The following is a 25,945-nucleotide window of genomic DNA, read 5'->3' as shown; positions in this document are numbered from 1 at the left end:
AATTAGTTGTTGTTTTGAGGTATCAGGTGTCAGGTATCAGGTGTCAGGTTTAAAGTCAGAAAAATTCACCCTTTTTTATTTTGACTTAGTTTTTCGATTAAACTATGTAACATTCTGCCAATTTCCTCACATTTGTTTAAAGTAACTTTTAATTCTTGCTCTTTAAGATAGCCTAATCGTCCTATAATCATCAAATGAGTTTCTAATTCTTTGAGTGAGCCATTTGCCATAGAAAGATGACGAATATAATCACCCAAATGATTTCTCCCTTTTCCTTCTGCGATGTTGGCAGGAATTGAAACTGCGGCTCTTTGTATTTGACTACTTAAACCATAAATTTCTGTTTTGGGAAATTGAGAAGTTAATTGATAACATATTACTACCAAATCCATTGATTTTTGCCAAACCGTTAAATCTCGATAACTTTTTAGTTCAATCATTTTTATTATTTCCTGAAACCTGAAACCTGAAACCTGAAACCTCCCTTAACTTAACACATCAATAAGTGCGTAACGTCAGTTATTAATTTGAAAGAGGTTTCAAATAGTAGAGTCAATTGGATTGTTTATTTATCCACTTATCTTCATGACAACACTTTTCCAGCAACTTCTATTTAAAAAGAATAATAGTTTATGTTTTTTACGAAATATTAACTCTGATAAAAATCTTATAAGACCCCAATAGACATCTCCAATAATAGACATTTTAGGGGCTGAAGCCCTTACTACGAGCCAACGAAAAATAATTTATGGAGAGGTCTAATATATTGCATTTGGATAATTTTTGAGAGAAATATGGAAATAGCTTAACAAAAAATAAATAATTCAATTTATAGAATTGTCTATAATGAAGTTAGAGAATAAAAATAAATTTTTTTATCTTCCGACTCTTACTCAATATCTCTCCACATTTGACCTAAAAAATAGGAGTTATTTCTTATGGAATTTGCTAGTAGTTTAGCATTCTTAGAGCAGTTAATTAGTAATGTTAAAAAAGCTCAACAAAAGTATGCACATTTTTCTCAAGAAGAAGTAGATCGCATCTTCAAAAGGGCGGCATTGGCAGCAAACTCAGCCCGAATCCCCTTAGCTAAAATGGCTTGTGAAGAAACTGGGATGGGAATTGTTGAAGATAAAGTAATAAAAAATCACTTTGCTTCTGAAATTATTTATAACAAATATCGTGACGAAAAAACTTGCGGAGTCGTAGAAAAAGATGAATGTTATGGTATAGAAAAAATTGCTGAACCTTTAGGAGTAATCGCAGGAATTATTCCCACTACTAACCCCACTTCTACGGCAATTTTTAAAACTCTTTTAGCCCTCAAAACTCGCAACGCAATTATTCTCTCTCCTCACCCTAGAGCGAAAAAATGTACCATCGAAGCAGCAAAAATTGTCAGAGATGCTGCGATCGCGGCTGGAGCACCGGAGGATATAATTGGATGGATAGAAGAGCCGACATTACAAGCCTCTCAGGCATTGATGCAACACCCAGATATTAAGCTAATCCTTGCCACAGGAGGACCGGGGATGGTGAAAGCGGCTTATTCCTCTGGACATCCTTCTTTAGGGGTAGGGGCAGGAAATACCCCCGCTGTTATCGAAAAAAGCGCCCATATCAAAATGGCAGTATCTTCGATTATGCTCAGTAAAACCTTTGATAATGGCATGATTTGCGCTTCTGAACAGTCTGTGATAGTTGAAAATGCTATTTATGAGGAATTTAAACAGGAATTTGAGCTTAGGGGGGCGTACTTCCTCAAAGATAAAGAAACTGATCAATTGAGAAATATTCTACTCAAAGATGGTAGAATCAACGCAGAGATAGTGGGGCAGTCCGTGCAAAAAATCGCTCAACTAGCTAATATTACCATTCCTGCCGACACCAAAGTATTAATTGGAGAAGTGGAAAAAATTGGTTATGATGAGCCTTTTGCTTATGAAAAATTATCTCCCATTTTAGCAATGTATCGAGCAGACACCTTTGAAGATGCAACAGAAAAAGCGGCTCAATTAGTAGAATTGGGTGGAAAAGGGCATACATCCTCAATTTATATTAGTCCTGATAAGCACAAAGAAATCGCTTATTTTGAAAGTAAAATGGAAACCGCTAGGGTATTAGTAAATACTCCCTCCTCCGTAGGTGCGATCGGGGATTTATATAACTTCCGTCTTGATCCGTCTTTAACCCTCGGTTGTGGTAGTTGGGGCGGTAACTCCATCAGTGGTAATGTGGGAGTGCAACATTTACTCAACATTAAGACTATCACCGAACGGCGAGAAAATATGCTTTGGTTTCGTGTACCGCCGAAGGTTTACTTCAAATACGGTAGCTTACCCGTTGCTTTAGGGGATTTAGCAGGAAAAGAAAAGGCTTTCATCGTCACCGATAAACCTCTCTACGAATTGGGCATGACAAAGAAAATAGAGAGTGTTTTAGAGCAAATGGGCATAAAATATGATATTTTCTACGATGTTGAGCCTGATCCTTGCCTTGCTACCGTCAGTCGTGGTTTAGCTCTGTTAAACAGCTTTAATCCTGATGTTATCATCGCCCTCGGGGGAGGTTCACCGATGGATGCGGCAAAAGTGATGTGGTTAATGTACGAACAACCCGATATCGAATTTGAAGGCATCGCCACTCGGTTTATGGATATTCGCAAACGGGTATATGACTTACCAGAGTTGGGCAAAAAAGCGATTATGGTAGCCATTCCCACTACATCAGGCACAGGCTCAGAAGTAACACCTTTTGCAGTCGTCACCGATGAAAAAACGGGCATTAAATATCCCCTTGCTGACTATGCTTTAACCCCTAATATTGCCATAGTTGATCCTGAATTGGTGTTAAATATGCCCAAAAGTTTGACGGCATTTGGAGGCATTGACGCTTTAACCCACGCTTTAGAGGCTTATGTGTCTATCTACTCCACCGAGTTTACCAGTGGTTTAGCATTAAAGGCGATCGGACTTTTATTTAAATACTTACCCAATGCTTATCATAACGGGGCAAAAGATCTCAAAGCAAGGGAAAAAGTACACTACGCCGCTACCATTGCCGGAATGGCTTTTGCTAACTCCTTCTTAGGTATCTGTCACTCATTGGCTCACAAACTAGGTTCAAGTTTCCATGTACCTCACGGATTGGCTAATGCGTTGATGATTTCCCACGTTATTCGTTACAATGCCACGGATGCACCCTTTAAACAGGCGATTTTCCCTCAATATAAGTATCCTAACGCTAAATTTCGCTATGCTCAAATTGCCGACTATTTACAGTTAGGGGGCGTCACCGATGATGAGAAGGTAGAGAAACTCGTCGAAGCGGTGGAAAACCTGAAAAAAGAGTTAAATATACCTCTTACCATCCGAGAAGTCTTATCCATTGAAGATCAACAATTTTATGATGAGATAGAAAGTTTAGCAGAACAAGCCTTCGATGATCAATGCACTGGTACAAATCCCCGCTATCCTTTAATTAAAGATATGAAGGAATTGTATATCATGGCTTATCGTGGCTTTAATCTTGAATCCCAATTCTATCACCAACCAGAGGAAGAGACAGTGGTTAACTAGATTTAACCTGAGTTTGGGATAACTTGTCATCTATGAGTGATGACGAAAAAGACAATGTGCAAAGTAAAAGGGCAAAGGGCAAGGGGCAAGGGGCAAAGGAAAAATTAAGAATTAAGAATTAAAAACCCCGAACTCCGGTACGGGCGAATGGCCATTCGCCCCTACTTCTCCCTCTCCCCTCATCCCCCCATCCCCCCAACACCTGTAACCTGCAACCTGACCCTAATCTTATCCAATATTCTTAAACAGAACTAGGGTTATAAACATCACTTTTAAACTCAATAAGTATAAATAACTAATAAACCTTAATAAAAGTTAACAGAGTGTAGTAAGATGGTCTAATTAAAAATATTTGAAAGTTTAGAATAATAGTGAATATGATAGCGGATCAATTTCCATGGCTTACCGCAATGATTGCCTTGCCTTTAATCGCCGCTTTGCTAATTCCTCTCATTCCTGACAAAGAAGGAAAAACCCTGAGATGGTATGCTTTAGCTGTTGGATTGGCTGATTTTATACTCATGTGTTATGTTTTCTGGCAAAATTACGATACAACTAATGCCAGTTTTCAGTTAACAGAGAAGTATTCTTGGATTCCTCAATTAGGTTTAAGTTGGGCAGTTTCCGTTGATGGTTTATCTATGCCCTTAGTTTTATTAGCCGGTTTCGTCACAACTTTATCCATGTTTTCTGCATGGCAAGTCGATCGCAAACCCCGATTATTTTATTTTTTAATGTTATTATTATATTCTGCCCAAATTGGTGTTTTTGTAGCCCAAGATATATTACTACTATTCATCATGTGGGAATTGGAATTAGTACCTGTATATTTATTAGTTTCTATCTGGGGTGGTCAAAAAAGACGTTATGCGGCTACTAAGTTTTTACTCTACACTGCCTTAGCTTCTATCTTCATTCTCATAGCTGGATTAGCCTTAGCTTTATCTGGTGGGCAACAAATTACTTTTGATATGGTGGAATTGGGATTAAGGGAATATCCTATCGCCCTAGAAATTTTACTTTATGGTGGCTTGTTGGTTGCCTTTGGAGTTAAATTGGCTATTTTTCCCCTTCATACATGGCTACCAGATGCCCACGGTGAAGCCTCCTCTCCTGTATCGATGATTTTAGCGGGAGTTTTGTTAAAAATGGGCGGTTATGGCTTAATACGTCTCAATTTAGGGCTTTTACCCGAAGCTCATGTTTATTTTGCTCCTTTATTAGTAATTTTGGGGGTAATCAACATTGTTTACGGCGGTTTCGCTTCCTTTGGACAAACTAACATGAAACGCCGTCTAGCTTACTCCTCTGTTTCTCACATGGGATTTGTTTTAATTGGTATTGCTTCTTTCTCTGATTTAGCCATCAGTGGAGCAATGTTACAAATGCTTTCCCACGGTTTAATTGCCGCCTTATTATTCTTCCTTGCTGGTGTAACCTATGATCGCTCCCATACTATGTATTTAGATGAAATGGGTAATATCGGTAAAGCAATGCCTAAAGTATTTGCCTTATTTACTGCTGGTGCATTAGCTTCTTTAGCCTTACCCGGTATGAGTGGATTTGTGAGCGAATTAGCTGTATTTGTTGGGTTTAGTAATAGTCCTATCTACGACTCTAGTTTCCGCACCATTACCGTGCTTTTAAGTGCTGTAGGTTTAATTGTTACTCCTATTTATCTCTTATCTATGCTCAGACAATTATTCTATGGCAATGATCAAGTGCAAATGTGTATTCTTGGTAAAGAGGAACTATCTGCCACTGATCAAGACAATGAACCTGCGGTGTGTTTTGGTACTAACTGTATTTTACCCACTGAGGCAGTTTACGAAGATGCTAAACCCAGAGAGGTATTTATTGCCCTTTGCTTCCTTGTGTTAGTAGTTGCGATCGGACTTTATCCTAAAATGGCAACTAACCTTTATGATACAACCACTGTAGCTATTAATAGTCAGGTGTCTCAAACTTATACGCAAATTGCTGAAACAAATTCTGTTCTCAATCCGTCACAGGTGGCAATAAGGTAGGTGAGGAGTTCTGATTTAAGGGTGTCAGGTGTTAGGGTATTAGGGTTTAAATAGTTTAATCGTCAGAAATTTTCTTGGAATTCTCTAATATTGAAAGTTCATCCGTTGTCAACAATTCTTTTGTTCCAACACCAAAAAACTGATCTATCCTTAAATTAAACCATTAATCTTATCTAATTTTGCATTTTTTGATGAACTTACCATATAATTTAAAAGGGAAATCTTAAAAAAACATTAAGAAAAGTAAAAAAATTAAAAATGGTGCAATAAGGAGGCATAAATGTTTATTCGCTTAGCACAACAATATCGAGAATTCGTTAAAGATTTAGTACTGAATCTACAAGCCTTAGCCATCGTCTTAGAAAAAAGAGGCTACATTGCTTCCTGCTATACTTGTGGAACTCAATTAAATAGTGCCTCCTTTATGGTAAGTTTGGGAGATAATCATTTAATTCGCTTTTTAGTGTCCGATTACGGCATAACCTGGACAGAAATGCAGGATGACAGAGAATTAATGAAACTTGAAGGAGCGGAAGCTATCAGTCAATTACAAGAGTTAGCTGACTTAGTCAAATATCAGATTAAAGCCAGTGAGAGTAAAATACCAACCTATGATCATAGTCTTTTGGTGGGCTAGAAATAGCTTTTAATAATTAGTGGTAATTAATGTCTAATATTAAGGTTGGTTTTGTGTGAAGTAGTTTGGTTGTTAATATAATTTCAGTGATTATATAAATAAACAACATGACTTTTTTACACATTCTCAAAAGTATTTCTCTTGTTATACCAACGACTTTAACTTTATCTGCACTTTTCGGCTTGAGTGTATTAGCCTGTACCCGTGTGGTTTATTCGGGTTCTGATAACACGGTTATTACAGGGCGATCAATGGATTGGAAAGAGGATATTCGTTCTAATTTATGGGTTTTTCCGAGAGGACGCGATCGCAATGGACTAGCAGGGGAAAACTCCATTGAATGGAAATCAAAGTATGGTAGTGTCGTGGTGACAGGGTATGACATTGGGACTGCTGACGGCATGAATGAAAAAGGTTTAGTGGCAAATCTTCTCTATTTAGCAGAATCAGACTATGGTGATACACAAGGCAAACCCACTCTTTCGATGAGTCTTTGGGCTCAATATGTCTTAGATAACTATGCAACTGTTGCCCAAGCAGTGGAAGAACTCAAAAACGAGCCTTTTCGAGTAATAACATCCACTTTACCTAATGGCTCTCAAGCTCAATTACACCTTGCCATTTCTGATAGTAGTGGCGATTCAGCTATCTTTGAATATATTGACGGTAAATTAGTCATTCATCACAGTAAAGAATATAAAGTTGTAACTAACTCTCCTATATTTGAAAAACAACTAGCTTTAAATCAATATTGGCAAAGTATTGGCGGTTTAAACTTTCTCCCCGGAACCAATCGGGCGGCGGATCGTTTTGCTCGTGCGTACTTCTTACTCAATTCTATTCCAAAACAAACAGTTTCTAACTATATCAGTGCTGTTCCTGAACAAAAATACCAAAACCAAGCTCTTGCTAGTGTTTTAAGTGTGGTGCGTAGTGTATCTGTTCCTTTAGGGATAACCACTCCAGATCAACCAAATATCGCTTCTACGGTGTGGCGAGTGGTGGCAGATCAGAAAAATATGACTTACTATTTCGATTCTGCTACAAGCCCTAATGTTTTTTGGATTGATTTTAGCCAGTTAGATTTCAGCCCAACAGCTTCTGTGAAAAAACTTTCTTTAACAGATGGAACTTTTTATGCGGGGGATGCAACCGATAATCTAGTTTCAGAAACACCTTTTCAATTTTTACCCGTGAAATAGATAATATTATAGATAATATTAATTGTTTTGATAGGGTTTTAAGTAGTAGGTGTTAGGTATAAAATACCCACAAATCATCCAAGTCTGATAACATCAAGATATTATTTACTAAGTTTTAAAGCACTAAAAAAAGTGTGGCGTAATTGGCAATTCATTTCTGGAGTTCTCAAAATAATTTTCCGTCATCCTGTCATGGGTGTTACCCTCGTACCGGTATTACCTGATGGTAGAGTTGTTTTGGTTTATCGTAGAGATTGTCAACAATGGAGTTTACCCGGAGGAATGATTGATTGGGGTGAAAATGTCCCCAATACTGCCCGTCGAGAGTTGAAAGAGGAAACAGGTTTAGATTTGGTCAATATTTCACGCTTAGTGGGTGTTTATTCATCTCCAGACCGAGATCCCCGTTTACATTCTATTTGTGTTCTTATTGAAGTCGAAGCAACTGGAGAATTATCAGTCAAAGATACTTGGGAAATTTCCGAAGTTAAGGCTTTTCCACCCCAAGAAATTCCCATTGGCAATTTAGCTCATGATCACGATCGCCAAATACAAGATTATTTAGAAGGTAAAAATACTATTAGTTAACCTCAGTTCGATTTAAGAATATCGGGTAAGGGTAGGTGTCAGGTTGTAGGTTGCAGGTTGCAGGTGTTGGAGAAAGTAATAAGTAACGAGTAATGAGTAATGAGATTCGGAGTTATTAATTATTAATTATTCACTATTCACTATTTACTATTCACTATTCACTAATTGACCTTTTCGCCATCACTCATAGATGACAATTACAATTTATTCCGAACTCAGTTTAGTTAGGGTTTCTTCACTATTCTTGATGGTCTGCTGATTTATTCTGAGAATTATGGGGATTATCTTGCCAGTGGGATTTTGTCCAAGGAGTGGGAATAGGGGTATGAGCTGGTTTTAAACTGTTTAAAACTTCAGGTAAACTCAGATCGAGAGATTTGCTTTCTTTCAGCTTATGCCATACAGAACGAGACATTAATAAATTGTGATCTTGACGGGTTGCCCCTAATTGTTCTAAAAATTCTTCTCTTTCTGCTTGATAGTCAGCCGAGGACAATATTAAAGATTGAGAGGGATAAATCTTAATTAAGGTTGCCATTTGCGATAACAATTTAGGATATAGCCATGTATAAGCCGGATGTACTGTTAGTTTTGCTTTGTGAGGATGATTTCCGTTTTTACATAAGCTAATTTCAAAATAACCGATCGCAGCTTTTCTCTGAGGTTCAAAGACATAAGCGCTAACTACTTCTGTATGATTAAATAATTCTTGTATTTTGCCCGTTAAATATTGCCATAAATTAGTTTTAAAATCATCCACATGGCGATCGAAAATTTGTCTTAACATCGGAGGCATGGAAACACAATCTAACTGATAAATAAGTTTGGCATCTGCATTACTGACAGGTAGTAAATTCGGCAAATTAGGTTCTTGTTGTGCCAGTTTTTCTAAGGTATCCCCATCACATTGCCAATAGGTAATCTGTGCCATCGGTTGAAAACCATTTTCCCTATATAAACCAATGGTATTTTTTTCATTTACATTAACCTCTAGTACCCAAGTTCTAGCTTCCCAAATTTTCTCAAAACAATAACGTAATAGTTGAGAACCAATACTGCAATTACCGATTAATAAGTGACTTAAAGAAGTATTGTGATTGATTAAAACTTGTTCAACTTTCCAAGTACTGCGATTATGGTTAATGGGATAAACTTGAATTAACCCTTGAATTTGTTGGTCTTTTTCCGCTACATAAACATAAAAATCTTGATCAACAGTCCAAGGTAAAATTTTTGTTAATTGTAATAAACCATAACAACTTTGATATTTTTGAATTTTCTCTAATAAAGCGTTTTGACGACTGTTAAATTCGATAGATAAACGTTCTTGTAATAAGCGTGCGATCGCACCTAAATCACGATATTGAATAGGACGAATTTGCATAATAGACTTAGATTTAGAGTAAGTATTCATAGCTGAAAAAATAAAAATAGTGCAGTAAAATAAATGAATAATAAAATTATTTCTTCTAAAAAAACAAAATACGAAGAAAAGCTAAAATAGCAATAATATCAAATACTAAAATAGCAAAATTTAATAGTTAAACAATCAATATTCTAACAGTGAAGAAAAGATTTTGAGTTAAATTATCAACAAAGAAGTAGTTAATGGTTGCTATAGTAATTATTGTAATTCCCATTTTAATCTTAACCGATAAAAAAAGATCTGAGATCCACCGAAAGAGTTAAAAATTTGTAACCCAAAATTTTTGATTAGATAACAATAAAAAATCGATGGAAATTTTATGAAAAAACACGCTCCTGCAACAATTAACAATCGTAAGCCCATACTAGAAGTATTAAAAAGCATAATTGCAAATAATGACACGGGTAACATCTTAGAGGTTGCTAGTGGCACAGGAGAACACTCTATATTTTTTGCACCTCATTTTCCTCAACAAAAATGGATTCCCTCTGATCAAAATCCAGAATCTATCGCTAGTATCAAAGCATGGAGAGAAGAATATCCCTGTGCTAATTTACAATCACCTTTAATGATTGATGTTATGGAGAGTGATTGGTATTTGTCTCTAAAAACGGAAAAAATAAGCACAATAATTTGTATTAATATGATTCATATTGCCCCTTGGGAGGCTTGTCTCGGCTTAATGGAAGGTGCAGGAGACCTGTTACCTCTCAATGGTATTTTATATCTGTATGGGGCTTATAAACTCAACAACCAGCATACTGCTCCCAGTAATGAAGAATTTGATTATTATTTAAGAAGTCAAAACCCGGCATGGGGGGTGAGAAATTTAGAAGATGTGGAAAAAGTTGCCAATAAATATCAGTTGGAATTGGAGCAAAAAATAGCTATGCCTGCTAATAATTTTTCTTTAATTTTCCGCAAAACAAATATTAATTAACCTCATTTCGGTTTAAGAATATCGGATAAGGGTAGGTGTCAGGTTGCAAGTTGCAGGTGTTGGGGATAGGGGGATGAGGGGAGAGGGGATGAGGGGCGAATGGCCATTCGCCCGTACAGGGTTTCAGGTTTTAGAAGAAAGTAATGAGTAACGAGTAACGAGTAATTATCAACTATTCACTATTCACTAATTGCCCTTTTCGCCATCACTCATAGATAAAAATTTATCCCAAACTCAGGTGATGTTAGGTTTTAATATATAACTTTAAAATACTTAAACATGAGTAAATTATCATTAAACCCACAAGTTTGGATATTAGCAGGAGGAAGATTATTATTACAATTTGGTACAGGATTTACTTTATTTTATGCTCCGATATTTTTTGTTAACGAATTGAATTTTTCGCCCACAATGGTGGGTATTGCTCTTGGTAGCTCTTCTGTATCGGGAATTGTTGGACGTTTCTGGGGAGGTAGTTGGAGTGACTCCCTGAAGTGGGGAAGAAAGAAAACCTTACTTTTATCAGCGTTAATTTCGGCAGTAGCAGACATATTTTTAATTCTCACTCATAACTATCTTTTCCTATTACTAGGTAATTTGTTAATGGGTTTAGGAATCGGTTTATATTGGCCTCCCGCAGAAGCGGCAGTGGCGGATTTAACGACAGAAAAACAGAGAAACTCGGCTTTTGCCTTAAGCCGTTTGGGAGATAATATTGGTTTAGGTTTGGGGGTTGCCGTGGGGGGGTGGTTAATTGCCCTTACTAATAATTATCGCTTGTTATTTATTATTGATGGTTTTTCTTTTATTTTATTTTATTTAGTTATTAAGTTTACTATTAAGGAGAGTTATCACGGAGGAAAAGAGGGAGATGAAGATAATTGGCAAAATTGGCAGAAGGCTTTAAAGGACAAAAGATTATGGGTTTTTTGTTTTATTAATATTTTGTTTACCACTTATATTTCTCAAATTCAGTCCACTTTACCTCTATACTTGACTAATTTTACCAACAGTAATCAATTTTCTATTACTAATCTTAGTGGTTTATTTAGTTTACATATTGCTTTTGCCGCTTTGTTTCAATTACCTGTGGTGAAAATTCTTAATCGCCTTAGCCATCTTCGTGGTTTAATGTTTTCAGCTTTAATTTGGGGCATTAGTTTTGCTCTAGTATGGTTGACGGGAAATGTAAACAATTATGCTTTTTATTGGGGTATATTAGCGGTTTTATTAGGTGCGATCGCACTTACTACTTATAATCCTGCCGCTTCCGCTTTTGTGGTGGATATATCTCCTGAATCTTTACGGGGAATTTATTTCGCAATTAATTCTCAATGTTGGGCCATTGGCTATTTAATTGGTCCTCCTTTAGGAGGTTGGGTTTTAGACCAAGGAGAAGTTTATGCTCATAATTTCTGGTTAATTTTAGCTCTAAGTGTTGCGATCGCAGTTTTTGCTTTACAATATTTAATCTCTAAAGAATAGGGACAATTATCGACTTAAAAGTAGAAGGTTATTTTTAATTTTAGTTAAAATTATTTAGCCTAGTTGATTTATATTGGTTTTGTTATCTTTTATTATTATTTTTATATGACTAGAGTTATTGTTATTACTTCTGGAAAAGGCGGAGTTGGAAAAACAACCATTACGGCAAACCTTGGTACAGCCGTTGCCCAATTGGGGAAAAAAGTTTGTCTGATTGATGCGGATTTTGGGTTAAGAAATTTAGATTTATTATTGGGGCTAGAGCAAAGAGTCGTTTATACTATTATTGATGCTTTATCTGGTGAATGTACTTTAGAAAAGGCGATCGTTAAAGACAAAAGAACAGAAGGCTTACATCTGTTACCTGCGGCACAGAATCGCACCAAAGATGCCATTACTCCCGAACAAATGAAGGAAGTAGTTGAGCAACTTAGTCCTAATTTTGATTATATCTTTGTTGACTGTCCTGCGGGGATTGAAATGGGCTTCCGTAATGCTATCTCGGCGGCAAAAGAAGCCCTAATTGTCACAACACCCGAAGTTGCAGCCGTTAGAGATGCCGATAGAGTTGTCGGCTTACTCGAAAGCGAGAATATGAGTAATATTCGTCTAATTGTTAATCGATTGCGTCCAGAAATGGTACAAATGGATGAAATGTTAAGTGTAGAAGATATACTTGATTTATTAGTTGTTCCCCTAATTGGCATTGTACCTGACGATAAAAAAATCATAACATCTTCTAATAAAGGAGAACCATTAGTTTTAAGTCCTCAAGATTCTCTCCCAGCTATGGCTATAAAAAATATTGCTAGAAGAATTAATGGTTCTGATGTTCCATTTTTGGATTTTATGACAACTCAAGATAACTTCATTACAAAAATCCGTCGCTTTTTTGGTTTTTCTTCACAGAAGTAATTTTTTCTGTTTACACCCATTTTCTTGCTAAAAAATATCCCCCAACTGAATATGTTTAAAGAAATTGTTGATACTATTAATTCATGGACTGGCTCAAATAAAACTCGCAATCAAGCAAAAAGTCGTTTACAATTAGTATTGTCTCATGATCGAGCCGGTATTAATCCTGAAATCATCACGAAAATGCGTCAGGAAATATTAGAAGTCGTTAGCCGTTACCTTGATATTGATGTTGAAGAAACTGAATTTTTCATCCAAAGTAATGATCGTAAAACGTCTTTAAGTGCCAATTTACCCATTAAAACATTTAAGCGTACTCAATCACCCTTAAATGAAGATGATATAAACTAAAGGGTAAGAGATTTGAGTATTAGGGTGTTAAGAATTGGGGTATTAGGGAGAAAGGATTACATACTCACACTATAGAGCCATTGATTTTCATTTTTCCCATTTTTTAAAGGAATCATTAAAATGTTTGAAAAATTAAACTGCCAAACCTGCTATTCACTACTTGATAAGTTAGGAGTGCATTTAAGTTTACTGATTAGGCTAAGAAAGAGGAAAAAGTCAAGGGTTTGAATAGTTTTTAGTTTTTCAAATTTAATAAAAATGATAAGTTAAATCCGTCTTAGTTTACTGGATCAAACCGAACATTATTACATTAAACAGAGTTTTTTATTCTTTTCTTCTATCCTGATTAATTTATAATTAATAAACTATAGTTATTTATAAAAAATATTATTTAATCATAAAAATGGAATTGATTTTATATAGCAAAACTGGATGTCACTTATGCGAAGGATTAGAGGAAAAATTAAGAGAAATTGATGATATTGACATAAATTTAGAAATAAGAGATATTACAAAAAATAAAGAATGGTGGGAAAAATATCAATATGAAATTCCAGTTTTATACTTAGTGATGGACGGACAAGAAAAATTAATTCCTCGTAATTCTCCTCGCATTTCTGTTAATCAATTAAGTAAAGTTTTACAAAAGTTTGCCAATAAACAGTAAGTAAAAACTAGATATCAAATAAGCTAAAGATATGGAATTCATCGAACATTTAGAAGAAGGTTTAGTCTATATTGCGACATTGGCAAAAATCTTTCTCGAAGCATTAGGGATAATCACCGTAACCATGGGCATTATTATCAACCTTCATCATATAATTTATCTTTGTCATCACCCCAATAATCACATTTATAATATTGTCAGAACTCGTGTAGCTAGATCTTTAGCTTTAGCATTAGAATTTCAATTAGGAGCAGATATATTAGCCACAACGGTAGGTGCAACTTATGAGAGTTTAGGAAAGTTGGCAATAATTGCTATTATTAGAACATTTCTTAACTATTTTCTCTCCAAAGAGATTAAAGAATTAAATTTAGACAATCATAACCACTAGCAATCAATCTGAGTTCGGAGTTTACCTCAATTCGATATAAGAATATCTGATTTGACTAAGTTTTAGGTATTAGATGCCAGGTTTTAGGTTTGATTTTTATGTAACCTGAGTTTTGCATAAGCTGAAAGCATTATTTTCTCCTAGTCGGAGAACCTTATAGCTTCCTAGAAATAACAATAAAATTGCCTTAGTCCGAACTTACGTACTTATAGATCATTGACTAATTGCCCTTTGTCCTTATTCCTGCCCCAATTTTTAATTGACTTCCTCTTTCTTACTAAAGACTAGATGATCTTTTTCAAAACTTACTAACACTGTATCCCCTTCTGTAAAAGCCATTTCTAAGATTTTCGTGGCAAGAGGATTTTCTAATTCTCTTTGTATTGCTCGTTTTAAGGGACGGGCGCCATAGATAGGATCATACCCCACATTAACGATATAATCCTGTGCTTCTGGGGTTAATTCAATGGCAATTCTTTGCTCACTCAACAGATTCTCAAGGCGTTTGAGTTGTAAAGTAACAATGTGCCTTAACTCATCTTTTTTCAAGCCGTGGAAAATGATTAAATCATCAATACGGTTGAGAAATTCAGGACGAAAGTGCTTTCTTAATGCCACTAATACTTTATCTTTCATCGGTTCATAATTGTTATCATCCCCTGCTAATTGGAGGATGTATTCACTGCCGATATTTGATGTCATAACAATAATAGTATTACGGAAATCTACTAAACGTCCCTGACTGTCGGTAATTCTACCATCGTCTAACACCTGCAAAAGAATATTAAAGACATCTCTATGTGCCTTTTCCACCTCATCTAACAATACCACTGAGTAAGGGCGACGACGTATGGCTTCCGATAATTGTCCTCCTTCTTCATAGCCTACATACCCCGGTGGTGCGCCAATAAGACGGGAAACTGCGTGTTTCTCCATGTACTCTGACATATCAATCCTCACCATTGCGTCTTCGGAGTCAAAGAGGAAACCTGCTAAAGCCCTAGCTAATTCTGTTTTTCCGACTCCTGTAGGTCCCATGAACAAAAATGACCCGATCGGTCTATTAGGGTCTTTCATTCCCGCCCTCGCACGTCTAATGGCGGCTGAAACGATAGATACCGCCTCGGTTTGTCCGATTACTCTTTCATGGAGATGGGATTCTAATTCGAGGAGTTTTTGTCTTTCGGTTTCTAAAAGGCGATTGAGGGGTATCCCTGTCCATCCTGCCACAATTTCGGCTATGTCTGCTTCGGTAACATCTTCCCTCAACATGGCGTTTTCTTGGGATTGAATTTCCAGTAATTTCGCCTCTTTTGCCTCTATATCTTGTTGTAGGGTTTCTAGTTTGCCATATTTAAGTTGAGCGGCAGTATTTAGATCATAAGCCCTTTCTGCCTGTTCTACTTGCAAACGCAGTTCTTCTTCTTCTTCTTTGAGGGCGTTAATTTCGTCTAAAAATTCTTTCTCGATTTGCCATTGGGATGACAATTCCCTCTGTTTCTTTTTCAATTCTTCTATTTCTTTGGAAATGCGATCGAGGTTTTCAAGGGTCATTTTATCGTTTTTTCCTTCCCCAGACAGAGATAGTTTTTCCATCTCTAATTGCATCAAACGGCGATCGAGGTTTTCTAACTCCACGGGTTTAGAGGTAATTTCCATCTTTAATTTAGCCGCCGCCTCATCCACTAAATCAATGGCTTTGTCGGGTAAAAAGCGCCCTGTGATATAACGATGGGATAAAGTTGCCGCCGCCACTAAAGCAGAGTCGTTGATTTTTACCCCGTGATGGACTTCGTAACGCTCTTTTAAACCTCTTAAAATGGAGATGGTATCCTCAACGCTAGGTTGTTTGACATAGACTTGCTGAAAACGCCTTTCAAGGGCTGGATCTTTTTCAATGTGTTTCCGATACTCATCAAGGGTACTCGCCCCAATACAACGCAATTCTCCCCTTGCTAACATGGGTTTGAGAAGGTTTCCTGCATCCATCGCTCCTCCTTCCCGTGAACCCGCACCGACTACAGTATGTAATTCATCTATAAATAAAATAATCTGTCCATCGGAGTTGATGACTTCTTTTAATACACCCCTCAATCTTTCTTCAAATTGCCCCCGATATTTCGCCCCTGCGATTAAACTTCCCATATCAAGGGAAATCAGTTGTCTATCTTTAAGAGAATCCGGTACATCACCATTAACAATTCTCTGCGCCAATCCTTCTGCGATCGCAGTTTTTCCTACTCCCGGCTCACCAATCAACACAGGGTTATTTTTGGAACGTCTGGACAATACTTGAATTACTCGACGCACTTCTTCATCCCTACCGATAACGGGATCAAGTTTTCCGGCTCTGGCTTCTTCGGTTAAATCCCGTCCAAATTTAGTTAAAGATGGTTCAGATTCAGTTTTTTCAGTCTTTTCTTCGGTTTCTGCTTCCATTTTCTCGATTTTAACTTTGAAATCTCTTACTTTCTGCTCAAAGTCTTGGGGATCGAGGTTAAAACTGCGTAAGGTTTTTTTTCCGATTCTTTGATCATCCGCAAAGGCAACCAATAAGTGAGAAACTCCGATATATTCATCCTGCCAACTAACCCGACAATTCTCGGCGCGATCGAGCATTTGATCTAAACTACGTCCTAAGTATAACTGATCCACACTATACATTCTCGGTTGACGGGTAGCAAAGGTTTGTAGTTGTTTCTGTAACCTGTTAATTTCAACGTTAGCCTTTTGGAATATTTGTACAGCAATGGTATCTTCTGCTAATAAAGCAAGGATTAAATGTTCTACCTCTAAATTTTGGTTTTTTAACTCCTTACAAATTTCTTGCGATCGCACGATCGCATCCCAAGCAATTTCAGTAAACTTATTTGGATCAGTTGGCTGCATTTTATGTCAATTATCGGTTTTCACAAATTTAATTATTAATCTTTTTTAACATAAGTGTCAAAGGTTATTTAGGTATCTCAATGTCAGTTCGGTTTAAGAATATCGGATAAGGGTAGATTTCAGGTTGCAGGAGGTAGGGGTTGAATATATTCAACCCTTACGGTGATGAGGGGGTTAGGGTATTGAGGTATTAGGGAGAAATTAATTAAAAACTTTTGCCCTCCCCTCTCTCGAGGGGGGATAAGGGGGGTTTGCCTCTTACCCTGTGCATCGTTACCCATTACTCATTGTCTTTGCTCCTTTTTGTTTCCGATTTCAGCAGATAATGCTAAAGTGGAGGGAGTATATTTTTTTAAAGTACGGGGAATAAATTTTAGTGAAACCGAACTTTAACAACAGAATAATTAATGTTAATGACTCTGGACTGGGTTGCTTACTCACCATAGTAATAGTTAGCCTATTATTGGGAGCAGTGGGTTTACAATGGGTTGTTAACAGCGTTTTAATTCTCATCGCTTTTTTAATTATTAGTCCTGTTATTGCTTTTTGGGGTTTTCGTTGGTGGTTAAAAAGAAATTTAGTAGAGGATTCATGCCCTGTCTGTAACTATACTTTTACTGGCTTTAATAATACTGATTGTCGTTGTCCTAATTGTGGCGAATCTCTCCGAGTAGAGTCTGGAAAATTTACAAGAGAAACTCCACCTGGTACAATTGACGTGAAAGCAGTAGATGTGGATGTTTCTGGAAACAATAACGAGTAATTTAAGAAAATTCTTTTTCCTGACAGGCTTCACAAATTCCAAAAAACTCCAAAGTGTGGTAGTACAGCTTAAAGTTTTGAGAAGAACACCACTGATTGAACATATCATCAACGGGACATAATTTCTGTTTTAAAAGAAAAGATTCTCCACAATTAATACAATTAAAATGGTGTGTGTGATGGTGATTATCACTAATTAAAGAATATAAAGATTCACCGTTTAAACTATTTCTTTCTTGAACAAATCCCTTAAGGTGCAAAGTATTGAGAGTTCTGTAAACCGTTGCTAAACCTATTTTTAACTTACTTTCTCTTAATTTTATATATAATTCTTGTGCTGTAATTTCTTGATTAATAGATTTTAGTATTTGCAATATTTTTTGTTGATTTTTAGTAAGTTTAATAAGCATTTTTTTGTTTATTATTTTAATCGCTAAATAATATATTTTAGATAATTTTAAATACTTTTAATACTTTATCATTCTTGAGAAAATTTCTTTCAATCGTTTTTATTGTCAAAAATTGTCTTCATTCTGTTCATATTTTATGATAATGATTATCATTTTAGTAAAATGTTATTATATCGTCCTCGTCGTTTACGTCGCACAGAAGCACTACGATCAATGGTGCAAGAGAATCATCTCACGGTGAATGATTTAATTTATCCTATCTTTGTCATGGAAGGAGAAAATATCAAACAAGAAATCCCCTCCATGCCTAACTGTTATCGCTACTCCCTCGACTTATTGTTAAAGGAAGTACAAGAAATTTATGATTTGGGTATAAATTCGATCGCACTTTTTCCCTTAATAGAAGAAAATAAAAAGGATAACGAAGGAAAAGAAAGCTATAACCCAGAAGGGCTAGTGCAACGCAGTATAAAAACGATTAAAGCCGAAATACCTAAAATAACAGTAATTACCGATATAGCCCTTGATCCTTACTCAGTTTATGGTCATGATGGTATCGTTAGAGATGGAGAGATATTGAATGATGAAACTGTAGAAGTATTAGTCAAAATGGCATTATCCCACGCCGAAGCAGGAGCGGATATGGTTGCCCCCTCAGATATGATGGATGGTAGAATTGGAGCAATTAGACAGGCATTAGATAAAGAAGGATGGATAAATACAGGAATCCTCGCCTACTCAGCAAAATACGCCTCAGCTTATTATGGGCCATTTCGGGATGCTTTAGAATCTGCACCTCAATTCGGCGATAAAAAAACCTATCAAATGGATTACGCCAACGGAAAAGAAGCTATTAAAGAAGTTGCTTTAGACATCAAAGAAGGTGCAGATATGGTAATGATCAAACCTGCTTTAGCTTATTTAGATATTATTAGACGGGTAAGAGACTATACCAATTTACCCGTAGTTGCCTATAACGTTAGTGGTGAGTATTCGATGATAAAAGCCGCTAGTCAAAGAGGATGGATTGATGAGGATAAAGTAGTGTTAGAAACCCTTACCAGTATGAAAAGAGCAGGTGCAGACTTGATTTTAACCTATTTCGCCAAACAAGTAGCCCAACAATTAAAGAAATAGTCATCATAAATTATAATTTTGTGCTGGCTCGTAGTAACCCCTTTAGGGGTTATCAAACTGGTGAATAGTATCATGCTTATTATCTTTTTTATATTTTTTTGTAAAATAATTTAAATTTATCTTAAAAAAAATTCAACCTCATATTCTTGAAGTATCATGAATTAAGTTAATCTGATTTATAGGAGGATTTATATGATTTTTTATCAATTTCTATCATACCTCTTTTACTACTATTACAATCCCTTGTTTCGTACTTTGTCTTCTACTGAAAACGATGTTTATCTTATATTTTAAAGGAGAAAAATAATGTTGGAAATTAACACGAAACTAACGGAAAAAACAGCAGATAAATTAGCGTATATTCAAACTCAAACCCAAGAGGAAATAAATCAGATTTTGGAATTAGCCATTGATAATTATTACCAAAAAATAAAAGGTAAGCAAAAAACATCTTTAGAATTATTAGAAGAATCGGGATTAATTGGTTGTATTTCTGCTGAACCTTATTTATCAACTAATTATAAATCTGTTATTGGTGAAGGATTAGAGTCTAAATATGATCATTGTTGATACTGGTTTTTGGATTTCTTTATTTAATGATAAAGATCAATACCATCAAAGGGCAAAAAAAACTTTAGCAAAATATTCATCTGAACCTTTAGTTATTACTTGGAGTGTTTTGACAGAGAATTGTCATTTATTGTTACAGCGTTCGATTACAAAACAGAAAGGGGTAGAAAAACAAGTACAATTAATTAATCTTTTTGACCAATATCCAGAAATGTTTAAAATATTCAACATTAGAGAACATCATTTTCCGAAAATGAAAGAACTAATGAAAAAATATGCAAATTTACCAATAGATTTGGCTGATGCTTCTTTGATTGTTTTAGCGGAAGATTTAGGAGATGGGCGAATTTTATCTGTAGATAATCGAGATTTTAATGCTTATCGTTGGAAGCAGACATATCCTTTTACCAATCTTTTTTTTGATTATGAATAAATAACATTTATTCTATGCTTTTGTAAGATTATAAAAAACATAATCGCTTTATTTAATCGATATGGTAGAGATAAAATCAAGTTGTTATTAGCTTAAAAGACGATCGAACTTTACAAGGTTATGAGTGTTATTAGCTTTTAAATTATATTCTATTGTCCTGAACGTATTAATAATTTTAGCGAAAAAGATTGAATCTCAACCTCTTGTCAAAATAAATGATAACGATTATCATTTTAAACAGTCTCATCAACCAAAAATATGACATACACAGAATCTTCTATCATCAAGTCTGCTAACCAGAATAATTCTTTGCCTAACCTCATCACAGAATCACAACCTCCCGTAACAGAAGCGGATATGATTCAAGCAGTTAGAACATTATTACTAGGGTTAGGGGAAAATCCTGACAGAGAAGGATTAAAAGACACTCCCAAAAGAGTAGTAAAAGCCTTAAAATTTCTCACCTCTGGTTATGGTCAATCCCTCGATGAATTGTTAAATGGTGCAGTATTCCATGAAAACGCCAATGAAATGGTATTAGTGAGAGACATCGATTTATTTAGCTCCTGTGAGCATCATATACTACCAATTTTAGGTAGAGCGCACGTTGCTTATATTCCGAATGGTAAAGTGATTGGTTTATCGAAAATTGCCCGTATTTGCGAAATGTATGCAAGAAGATTGCAAGTGCAAGAACGCTTAACCGCTCAAATTGCCGATGCTTTACAAGGTTTATTGCAACCTCAGGGTGTAGCAGTGGTTATCGAAGCAACTCATATGTGTATGGTGATGCGAGGAGTGCAAAAACCCGGCTCTTGGACTTCTACCAGTGCATTACGAGGCGTATTTAATGATGATGCCAAAACTCGTCAGGAGTTTATGAATTTAATTCAACATCGTCCCACTTTTAACAGTTAATATTGGTAGGCTAAAGTATTGGCGGATAAAGAAAAGTAAAACAGGCATCTTGCCTGTGATAAAAATAATTTTTATTATGCCTCTTGCCTTGTCTTTCTTAAATTCTTAATTCTTAATTTTTAATTCTTAATTTATGGATAGTTTAATTTTACCTAAAAGAGGTTTACCAGTTACTATTATTACCGGGTTTTTAGGTAGTGGTAAAACTACTTTATTAAATCATATTTTGACCAATAATCAGGATTTAAAAGTTGCTATTTTAGTTAATGAATTCGGAGATATTGACATCGACAGTCAGTTACTAATATCTGTAGAAGAAAATATGGTAAGTCTTAGTAATGGCTGTATTTGTTGCACTATAAATGATGATTTACTGGATACAGTTTTTCAAATTTTAGAAAGTGATAAAAAAATTGATTACTTAATAGTAGAAACAACAGGAGTTGCCGATCCTCTTCCTATTATTTTAACTTTTTTAAGTCCAGAATTAAGAGATTTAATTCGTCTTGACTCTGTATTAACTTTAATTGATGCGGATAATTTTACTTCTGAACATTTTGATAGTGATGCGGCTTTAAAACAAATTATTTACGGCGATATTATTATTTTAAATAAGGTTGATTTAGTTTCAGAAACCAAAATTAAACAATTAGAAGAGGACATTTTATGTATTAAAAATAGAGCAAATATTTTATGTTCTCAATATGGAAAAGTACCTTTACCTCTTATCTTAGATATTAATAGTCATAACTCTAATAATTATAGTCTTGAAAAATCAAAACAAAAACAACATCATCACCATCATAATCACGATCATGATCATGATCATCACCATTCCCATCATTTAGAAATTGATGGTTTTATTTCTATTTCTTTTGAGTGCGATCGCCCTTTTAATGTAGATAAATTTCAGAACTTTATTACCGATAATATCATGAGTCAGGTATATAGAGCAAAAGGAATTTTATGGTTTGCTGAAAGTCAACTAAAACATATTTTTCAATTAAGCGGTAAAAGATACGATATTGATACAGAGGAATGGCAAACAAATCCTAAAAATCAGTTAGTAATGATAGGTAGAAATATTGACGAAAATCAATTAAAAACTAAACTAAAAGAATGCCTTGTTAGTTAATAGTTAATAATAAATAGTTGATATAATAACTGCTCATTAATTTTGAATCATATTTGAATAACTTTAGCTTTAAGCCATCAAATTCATTTGTTGGCATTATGTTGATTGTAATTTAGACAAACAATCTATTGCTGATACTTTGGGAGATTTTTGTCTGGAAGATTCTGCTGTTTATTTTTATCAACAACAAATTAAGGAGTCTTTGAGTAACTGAATTGTTTTACCAGAAAAATTTGATCGGACAACTTTTTAAAATAACATTAATAAAGTACCATACAGTTAATTTCCGTTTAATTTTATGCGAATATTATTCATCCCTAGGGCTTGAAATCGCCAAACAAAAACCACAGAAGCGATCGCTACCGCAATTAATAGTCCTAACCATAAGCCAATAACATCCAAATTCCAACTAAATGCCAACCAATAACCACAGATTAAGCCAATGCACCAGTAGAATAGAAAACTCAAAATCATTGGCACACGGGTATCCTGTAAGCCCTGCAACGCTCCATAGGCAATTTTCTGAACTCCATCAAAGATATGTGCGATCGCTCCAACCCTCAGAATAGAAACAGCTAGAGAGACAATGGGTTCGCTTTCTGGTTTGAGAACGTCAATATAAAGCCCCACAATTTGTTGAGGGAATACTAACAGCACAACTACAATAACAGTAGTCCATAAAGTACCAAGTACAATACCCACCAACCCCGCTTGGCGAATTCCCACCATATTATTTTGTCCAAACCATTTACCAACTCTGGCAGTTGCGGCAAATGACATACCCAATGGCACCATATAAATGATATTGATGGTTTGAAAAACAATTTGATGGGCGGCTAATCCATTAGCACCAAATTCTGCTACAAGATAGCTTACAACTGTATAAGTTCCAATTTCAAGGGTAGAAAACACCCCTATAGGTAGCCCTATTTTAAACAATTTCCAGAGTTTTTTAGGTTTTAACTGATATAGACTTGAAAAGAACTTATAACTTTCAAAATGATGACTAACAGAAAGATAGATAATTAAAGCGACAAACATCCCCCATAATGTAACGGTAGAAGCTAAAGCCAATCCTGCTAATTCTAACCGAGGAAATCCCAATGCACCAAACCCCAACACATAGTTCCCTAAAATATTAAGCCCTGTTCCTATGGTTACAATCAAAAAAATGGGACGTGCTTGGGATAATGCAGAAACAACACCTCGCAACATAGCGAAGCCCAAGGCTGGAAATAACCCCCATAACATAATATCAAGATATGTTTTGACTGATTTTAACATAGTTTCATCTAATCCTAATCCACTCACTAAGCTATCAAAATGGGCTGTTGCGACCATAATGGGAATAGATAGGAGTAATGATAGCCATAATCCTTGTCGAGTAAATTGTTCGATGTCTGTTTTATTCTCTGCACCATAGGCAGTTGCCACTAAAGGAGTAACGCCCATAACGATTCCACTGGTAGCTATCATAATGGAGAAAAAAGTAATCGAAGCTAAGCCACCAGCGGCTAAAATCTCGTTTCCCAAGTGTCCCATCATCACGGTATCAGCAAATCCTGTAGTTAATTGTGCTACTTGAGCTCCAGCTAGGGGAACAGCTAGTTTTAAAAATTCCTGTGCTTCAGTACGAATACTTAATTTTTCATTATTAGGAATGGTCATATTAAAAAACTTCAGTGTTATTTTATAGTTTCTGCAATACTTTAAAAGGACTAGATTTTTGTTTGTAGAATTTGATTGTCTTTTGATTCATGGCAGTAGTGTCAGTGTTAGCGAAAAATTAACTCCTGAAACTTCCACTTTAACTATTTTGGATCGCATTAATCGAGTTAATGTTAATTACTATATTTAGTGCGCGATCGCATCTCACTTTTAATTACCAACTACAAACAGGTTTAATAAAATCAACGGTAACGACACTAGAGGGTATTTCCACGACTCAAACTCAAGAAACCAAAAATAAAAATCTAGTGGGTATTGGCAGAGTAAATAAAAATTCTCATCAAGGTACTTACACTATATATAATCCCTACAATAATCAATTAGAATTTAGGCATATTAGCTATTCATAGCTTAAAATTAACCAACCAAAGACTTCTTTCACCATAAAAGTTATTATATAGAATAAACTAGAAATTATAGTTCTCATGGCAAAAATAGAAACTAGAACTGAACCTATGGTGTTGAACATGGGTCCTCATCATCCCTCAATGCACGGGGTTTTGAGACTCATTGTCACCTTAGATGGAGAAGATGTAATCGACTGTGAACCTGTAATCGGTTACTTACACCGAGGCATGGAAAAAATTGCCGAAAATCGCACTAATGTTATGTTTGTGCCTTATGTGAGCCGTTGGGATTATGCGGCGGGGATGTTTAACGAAGCCATTACCGTTAACGCACCTGAAAAATTGGCAGACATAGAAGTACCCAAACGGGCGCAATATATCCGAGTGATTATGCTAGAGTTGAATCGCATTGCAAATCACCTTCTTTGGCTTGGGCCTTTTCTAGCAGATGTTGGCGCACAAACTCCCTTTTTCTATATTTTCCGTGAAAGAGAGATGATTTATGATCTCTGGGAAGCGGCCACAGGGATGCGCTTAATCAACAATAACTATTTTCGTATTGGTGGGGTTGCCGTAGATTTGCCCTATGGTTGGGTTGACAAATGCGAAGATTTTTGCGATTATTTCTTGCCCAAAGTGGACGAGTATGAGAAGTTAATCACCAATAACCCTATTTTCCGTAAACGGGTGGAAGGAGTAGGAGTGATTACCCGTGAACAAGCTATCAACTGGAGTTTATCTGGTCCTATGTTGCGCGGCTCCGGAGTAAAATGGGATTTACGCAAGGTCGATCGCTATGAATGCTATGATGACTTTGATTGGGATGTACAGTGGGAAACTGCCGGAGATTGTTTTGCCCGTTATATCGTGCGAATCCGTGAAATGCGCGAATCCGTGAAAATTATTCGCCAAGCCTTAAAAGGTTTACCCGGTGGCCCTTACGAGAATTTAGAAGCAAAAAGATTACAGGAAGGCAAAAAATCAAAATGGAATGATTTTGAATATCAATACATCGCCAAAAAAGTACCTCCTACCTTTAAAATACCTGCTGGAGAGCATTATGTACGCATGGAAAGCGGTAAGGGTGAGTTAGGGGTGTTTATTGTCGGTAACGATGATGTTTTCCCCTGGCGTTTCAAAATTAGAGCTCCTGATTTCAATAATTTACAGATTCTACCTGAACTGCTTAGAGGTGTAAAAGTTGCTGATATTATGGCAATTCTCGGTAGTATTGATGTCATTATGGGTTCTGTCGATCGCTAGTTTTGAGTAGGAAGTGAGGAGTAGGGAGATAGGGAAGCATGGGAGGATGGGGAAGATGGAGAAAAAATCTTCATTTATCCGACACCTGAAACCTCTAAATTCTAAATTCTGAATTTTACATTCTTCTCTATTCTCTTTTCTTCATT

25 protein-coding genes are annotated in these 25,945 nt (G+C 35.8%); 20 read left to right on the top strand and 5 right to left on the bottom strand.

Translation table 11 applies throughout. The annotated features are described in order from the left end of the window. Positions 1-65: 65 nt before the first annotated feature. Positions 66-440 carry a four helix bundle protein gene (locus tag CYAN10605_RS16660; RefSeq protein WP_015221115.1) on the bottom strand — a complete coding sequence of 125 codons (375 nt, stop codon included), beginning with the start codon at positions 438-440 and terminating at the stop codon, positions 66-68. Between the two features lie 498 nt (positions 441-938). On the opposite strand from CYAN10605_RS16660, the gene adhE reads away from it, so the two are divergent. From adhE to CYAN10605_RS16635, 5 genes are all read left to right on the top strand, one after another. Beyond that, positions 939-3,578: a bifunctional acetaldehyde-CoA/alcohol dehydrogenase gene (gene adhE / locus CYAN10605_RS16655; RefSeq protein WP_015221114.1), complete on the top strand. Its 2,640-nt coding sequence runs from the start codon at positions 939-941 to the stop codon at positions 3,576-3,578. Between the two features lie 377 nt (positions 3,579-3,955). Then, entirely contained in the window at positions 3,956-5,605 is a 1,650-nt protein-coding gene (locus CYAN10605_RS16650; RefSeq protein ID WP_015221113.1) for an NAD(P)H-quinone oxidoreductase subunit 4, read from the top strand. A 280-nt stretch (positions 5,606-5,885) separates the two neighbouring features. Continuing rightward, a complete protein-coding gene (locus CYAN10605_RS16645; protein WP_015221112.1) occupies positions 5,886-6,242 on the top strand; it encodes a DUF1815 family protein in 357 nt (118 codons plus the stop codon). A 107-nt stretch (positions 6,243-6,349) separates the two neighbouring features. Further along, positions 6,350-7,444 carry a linear amide C-N hydrolase gene (locus CYAN10605_RS16640; protein WP_015221111.1) on the top strand — a complete coding sequence of 365 codons (1,095 nt, stop codon included), beginning with the start codon at positions 6,350-6,352 and terminating at the stop codon, positions 7,442-7,444. A gap of 132 nt (positions 7,445-7,576) precedes the next feature. Beyond that, on the top strand, positions 7,577-8,032 hold the full coding sequence (locus CYAN10605_RS16635) for an NUDIX domain-containing protein (protein WP_015221110.1): 456 nt from the start codon (positions 7,577-7,579) through the stop codon (positions 8,030-8,032). Positions 8,033-8,270: 238 nt separating this feature from the next. Here the strand turns inward: CYAN10605_RS16635 and CYAN10605_RS16630 are convergent, their stop codons facing one another. Next, positions 8,271-9,446: a GNAT family N-acetyltransferase gene (locus tag CYAN10605_RS16630; protein WP_015221109.1), complete on the bottom strand. Its 1,176-nt coding sequence runs from the start codon at positions 9,444-9,446 to the stop codon at positions 8,271-8,273. Between the two features lie 331 nt (positions 9,447-9,777). On the opposite strand from CYAN10605_RS16630, the gene CYAN10605_RS16625 reads away from it, so the two are divergent. From CYAN10605_RS16625 to CYAN10605_RS16600, 6 genes are all read left to right on the top strand, one after another. Next, on the top strand, positions 9,778-10,398 hold the full coding sequence (locus CYAN10605_RS16625; RefSeq protein ID WP_015221108.1) for a DUF938 domain-containing protein: 621 nt from the start codon (positions 9,778-9,780) through the stop codon (positions 10,396-10,398). 279 nt (positions 10,399-10,677) lie between these two features. Beyond that, positions 10,678-11,883, top strand: coding sequence for an MFS transporter (locus CYAN10605_RS16620; protein WP_015221107.1), 1,206 nt, complete (start codon positions 10,678-10,680; stop codon positions 11,881-11,883). Positions 11,884-11,988: 105 nt separating this feature from the next. Then, the gene (minD, locus tag CYAN10605_RS16615) at positions 11,989-12,798 is read left to right on the top strand and encodes a septum site-determining protein MinD (RefSeq protein ID WP_015221106.1); all 810 of its coding nucleotides are present in this window, start codon (positions 11,989-11,991) and stop codon (positions 12,796-12,798) included. Positions 12,799-12,849: 51 nt separating this feature from the next. After that, entirely contained in the window at positions 12,850-13,149 is a 300-nt protein-coding gene (gene minE / locus CYAN10605_RS16610; protein WP_015221105.1) for a cell division topological specificity factor MinE, read from the top strand. Between the two features lie 403 nt (positions 13,150-13,552). Continuing rightward, entirely contained in the window at positions 13,553-13,816 is a 264-nt protein-coding gene (locus CYAN10605_RS16605) for a glutaredoxin family protein (protein ID WP_015221104.1), read from the top strand. 31 nt (positions 13,817-13,847) lie between these two features. Next, positions 13,848-14,207: a DUF1622 domain-containing protein gene (locus tag CYAN10605_RS16600; protein ID WP_015221103.1), complete on the top strand. Its 360-nt coding sequence runs from the start codon at positions 13,848-13,850 to the stop codon at positions 14,205-14,207. 255 nt (positions 14,208-14,462) lie between these two features. Here the strand turns inward: CYAN10605_RS16600 and clpB are convergent, their stop codons facing one another. Further along, positions 14,463-17,096: an ATP-dependent chaperone ClpB gene (gene clpB, locus CYAN10605_RS16595; protein ID WP_015221102.1), complete on the bottom strand. Its 2,634-nt coding sequence runs from the start codon at positions 17,094-17,096 to the stop codon at positions 14,463-14,465. A gap of 376 nt (positions 17,097-17,472) precedes the next feature. Here clpB and CYAN10605_RS16590 point away from each other — a divergent pair, with 376 nt between their 5' ends. Beyond that, positions 17,473-17,859 (top strand): hypothetical protein, encoded by a 387-nt coding sequence (locus tag CYAN10605_RS16590; RefSeq protein WP_015221101.1) that lies wholly within the window; start codon positions 17,473-17,475, stop codon positions 17,857-17,859. Position 17,860: 1 nt separating this feature from the next. Here the strand turns inward: CYAN10605_RS16590 and CYAN10605_RS16585 are convergent, their stop codons facing one another. Continuing rightward, positions 17,861-18,268, bottom strand: a complete 408-nt coding sequence (locus CYAN10605_RS16585; RefSeq protein WP_015221100.1) for a Fur family transcriptional regulator — start codon at positions 18,266-18,268, stop codon at positions 17,861-17,863. 162 nt (positions 18,269-18,430) lie between these two features. On the opposite strand from CYAN10605_RS16585, the gene hemB reads away from it, so the two are divergent. The 5 genes from hemB (at position 18,431) to CYAN10605_RS16560 (ending at position 22,461) form a co-directional block, all read left to right on the top strand. Then, complete coding sequence (hemB, locus tag CYAN10605_RS16580; RefSeq protein WP_015221099.1) at positions 18,431-19,405, top strand: porphobilinogen synthase; 975 nt, start codon at positions 18,431-18,433, stop codon at positions 19,403-19,405. A 306-nt stretch (positions 19,406-19,711) separates the two neighbouring features. After that, positions 19,712-19,975 carry a hypothetical protein gene (locus CYAN10605_RS16575; protein ID WP_015221098.1) on the top strand — a complete coding sequence of 88 codons (264 nt, stop codon included), beginning with the start codon at positions 19,712-19,714 and terminating at the stop codon, positions 19,973-19,975. Next, a complete protein-coding gene (locus tag CYAN10605_RS16570; RefSeq protein WP_015221097.1) occupies positions 19,962-20,408 on the top strand; it encodes a type II toxin-antitoxin system VapC family toxin in 447 nt (148 codons plus the stop codon). The genes CYAN10605_RS16575 and CYAN10605_RS16570 overlap by 14 nt, the downstream gene beginning before the upstream one ends. Positions 20,409-20,666: 258 nt before the next feature. Then, positions 20,667-21,326: a GTP cyclohydrolase I FolE gene (gene folE / locus CYAN10605_RS16565; protein ID WP_015221096.1), complete on the top strand. Its 660-nt coding sequence runs from the start codon at positions 20,667-20,669 to the stop codon at positions 21,324-21,326. Positions 21,327-21,459: 133 nt separating this feature from the next. Next, a complete protein-coding gene (locus CYAN10605_RS16560; protein WP_015221095.1) occupies positions 21,460-22,461 on the top strand; it encodes a CobW family GTP-binding protein in 1,002 nt (333 codons plus the stop codon). Positions 22,462-22,740: 279 nt separating this feature from the next. On the opposite strand, the gene CYAN10605_RS16555 is transcribed toward CYAN10605_RS16560, so the two are convergent. Next, complete coding sequence (locus tag CYAN10605_RS16555) at positions 22,741-24,129, bottom strand: MATE family efflux transporter (RefSeq protein WP_015221094.1); 1,389 nt, start codon at positions 24,127-24,129, stop codon at positions 22,741-22,743. Between the two features lie 58 nt (positions 24,130-24,187). On the opposite strand from CYAN10605_RS16555, the gene CYAN10605_RS19370 reads away from it, so the two are divergent. The 3 genes from CYAN10605_RS19370 (at position 24,188) to CYAN10605_RS16545 (ending at position 25,799) form a co-directional block, all read left to right on the top strand. Further along, positions 24,188-24,319 carry a hypothetical protein gene (locus CYAN10605_RS19370; protein ID WP_277422490.1) on the top strand — a complete coding sequence of 44 codons (132 nt, stop codon included), beginning with the start codon at positions 24,188-24,190 and terminating at the stop codon, positions 24,317-24,319. After that, a complete protein-coding gene (locus tag CYAN10605_RS17975; RefSeq protein ID WP_051018166.1) occupies positions 24,300-24,539 on the top strand; it encodes a hypothetical protein in 240 nt (79 codons plus the stop codon). The genes CYAN10605_RS19370 and CYAN10605_RS17975 overlap by 20 nt, the downstream gene beginning before the upstream one ends. A gap of 75 nt (positions 24,540-24,614) precedes the next feature. Further along, entirely contained in the window at positions 24,615-25,799 is a 1,185-nt protein-coding gene (locus tag CYAN10605_RS16545) for an NAD(P)H-quinone oxidoreductase subunit H (RefSeq protein WP_015221093.1), read from the top strand. Positions 25,800-25,945: the final 146 nt, after the last annotated feature.

Source organism: Cyanobacterium aponinum PCC 10605, from assembly GCF_000317675.1.
In the GTDB taxonomy this organism is placed as follows: domain Bacteria; phylum Cyanobacteriota; class Cyanobacteriia; order Cyanobacteriales; family Cyanobacteriaceae; genus PCC-10605.
This window is presented reverse-complemented; position numbering and strand designations above follow the sequence as displayed.

Excerpts from the sequence above, each read along its gene's own strand:
- CYAN10605_RS16660 (WP_015221115.1), bottom strand. The coding sequence starts at position 440 with ATGATTGAACTAAAAAGTTATCGAGATTTAACGGTTTGGCAAAAATCA.
- adhE (WP_015221114.1), top strand. The coding sequence starts at position 939 with ATGGAATTTGCTAGTAGTTTAGCATTCTTAGAGCAGTTAATTAGTAAT.
- CYAN10605_RS16650 (WP_015221113.1), top strand. The coding sequence starts at position 3,956 with ATGATAGCGGATCAATTTCCATGGCTTACCGCAATGATTGCCTTGCCT.
- CYAN10605_RS16645 (WP_015221112.1), top strand. The coding sequence starts at position 5,886 with ATGTTTATTCGCTTAGCACAACAATATCGAGAATTCGTTAAAGATTTA.
- CYAN10605_RS16640 (WP_015221111.1), top strand. The coding sequence starts at position 6,350 with ATGACTTTTTTACACATTCTCAAAAGTATTTCTCTTGTTATACCAACG.
- CYAN10605_RS16630 (WP_015221109.1), bottom strand. The coding sequence starts at position 9,446 with ATGAATACTTACTCTAAATCTAAGTCTATTATGCAAATTCGTCCTATT.
- CYAN10605_RS16625 (WP_015221108.1), top strand. The coding sequence starts at position 9,778 with ATGAAAAAACACGCTCCTGCAACAATTAACAATCGTAAGCCCATACTA.
- CYAN10605_RS16620 (WP_015221107.1), top strand. The coding sequence starts at position 10,678 with ATGAGTAAATTATCATTAAACCCACAAGTTTGGATATTAGCAGGAGGA.
- minD (WP_015221106.1), top strand. The coding sequence starts at position 11,989 with ATGACTAGAGTTATTGTTATTACTTCTGGAAAAGGCGGAGTTGGAAAA.
- minE (WP_015221105.1), top strand. The coding sequence starts at position 12,850 with ATGTTTAAAGAAATTGTTGATACTATTAATTCATGGACTGGCTCAAAT.
- CYAN10605_RS16605 (WP_015221104.1), top strand. The coding sequence starts at position 13,553 with ATGGAATTGATTTTATATAGCAAAACTGGATGTCACTTATGCGAAGGA.
- CYAN10605_RS16600 (WP_015221103.1), top strand. The coding sequence starts at position 13,848 with ATGGAATTCATCGAACATTTAGAAGAAGGTTTAGTCTATATTGCGACA.
- clpB (WP_015221102.1), bottom strand. The coding sequence starts at position 17,096 with ATGCAGCCAACTGATCCAAATAAGTTTACTGAAATTGCTTGGGATGCG.
- CYAN10605_RS16585 (WP_015221100.1), bottom strand. The coding sequence starts at position 18,268 with ATGCTTATTAAACTTACTAAAAATCAACAAAAAATATTGCAAATACTA.
- hemB (WP_015221099.1), top strand. The coding sequence starts at position 18,431 with ATGTTATTATATCGTCCTCGTCGTTTACGTCGCACAGAAGCACTACGA.
- CYAN10605_RS16575 (WP_015221098.1), top strand. The coding sequence starts at position 19,712 with ATGTTGGAAATTAACACGAAACTAACGGAAAAAACAGCAGATAAATTA.
- CYAN10605_RS16570 (WP_015221097.1), top strand. The coding sequence starts at position 19,962 with ATGATCATTGTTGATACTGGTTTTTGGATTTCTTTATTTAATGATAAA.
- folE (WP_015221096.1), top strand. The coding sequence starts at position 20,667 with ATGACATACACAGAATCTTCTATCATCAAGTCTGCTAACCAGAATAAT.
- CYAN10605_RS16560 (WP_015221095.1), top strand. The coding sequence starts at position 21,460 with ATGGATAGTTTAATTTTACCTAAAAGAGGTTTACCAGTTACTATTATT.
- CYAN10605_RS16555 (WP_015221094.1), bottom strand. The coding sequence starts at position 24,129 with ATGACCATTCCTAATAATGAAAAATTAAGTATTCGTACTGAAGCACAG.
- CYAN10605_RS17975 (WP_051018166.1), top strand. The coding sequence starts at position 24,300 with ATGTTAATTACTATATTTAGTGCGCGATCGCATCTCACTTTTAATTAC.
- CYAN10605_RS16545 (WP_015221093.1), top strand. The coding sequence starts at position 24,615 with ATGGCAAAAATAGAAACTAGAACTGAACCTATGGTGTTGAACATGGGT.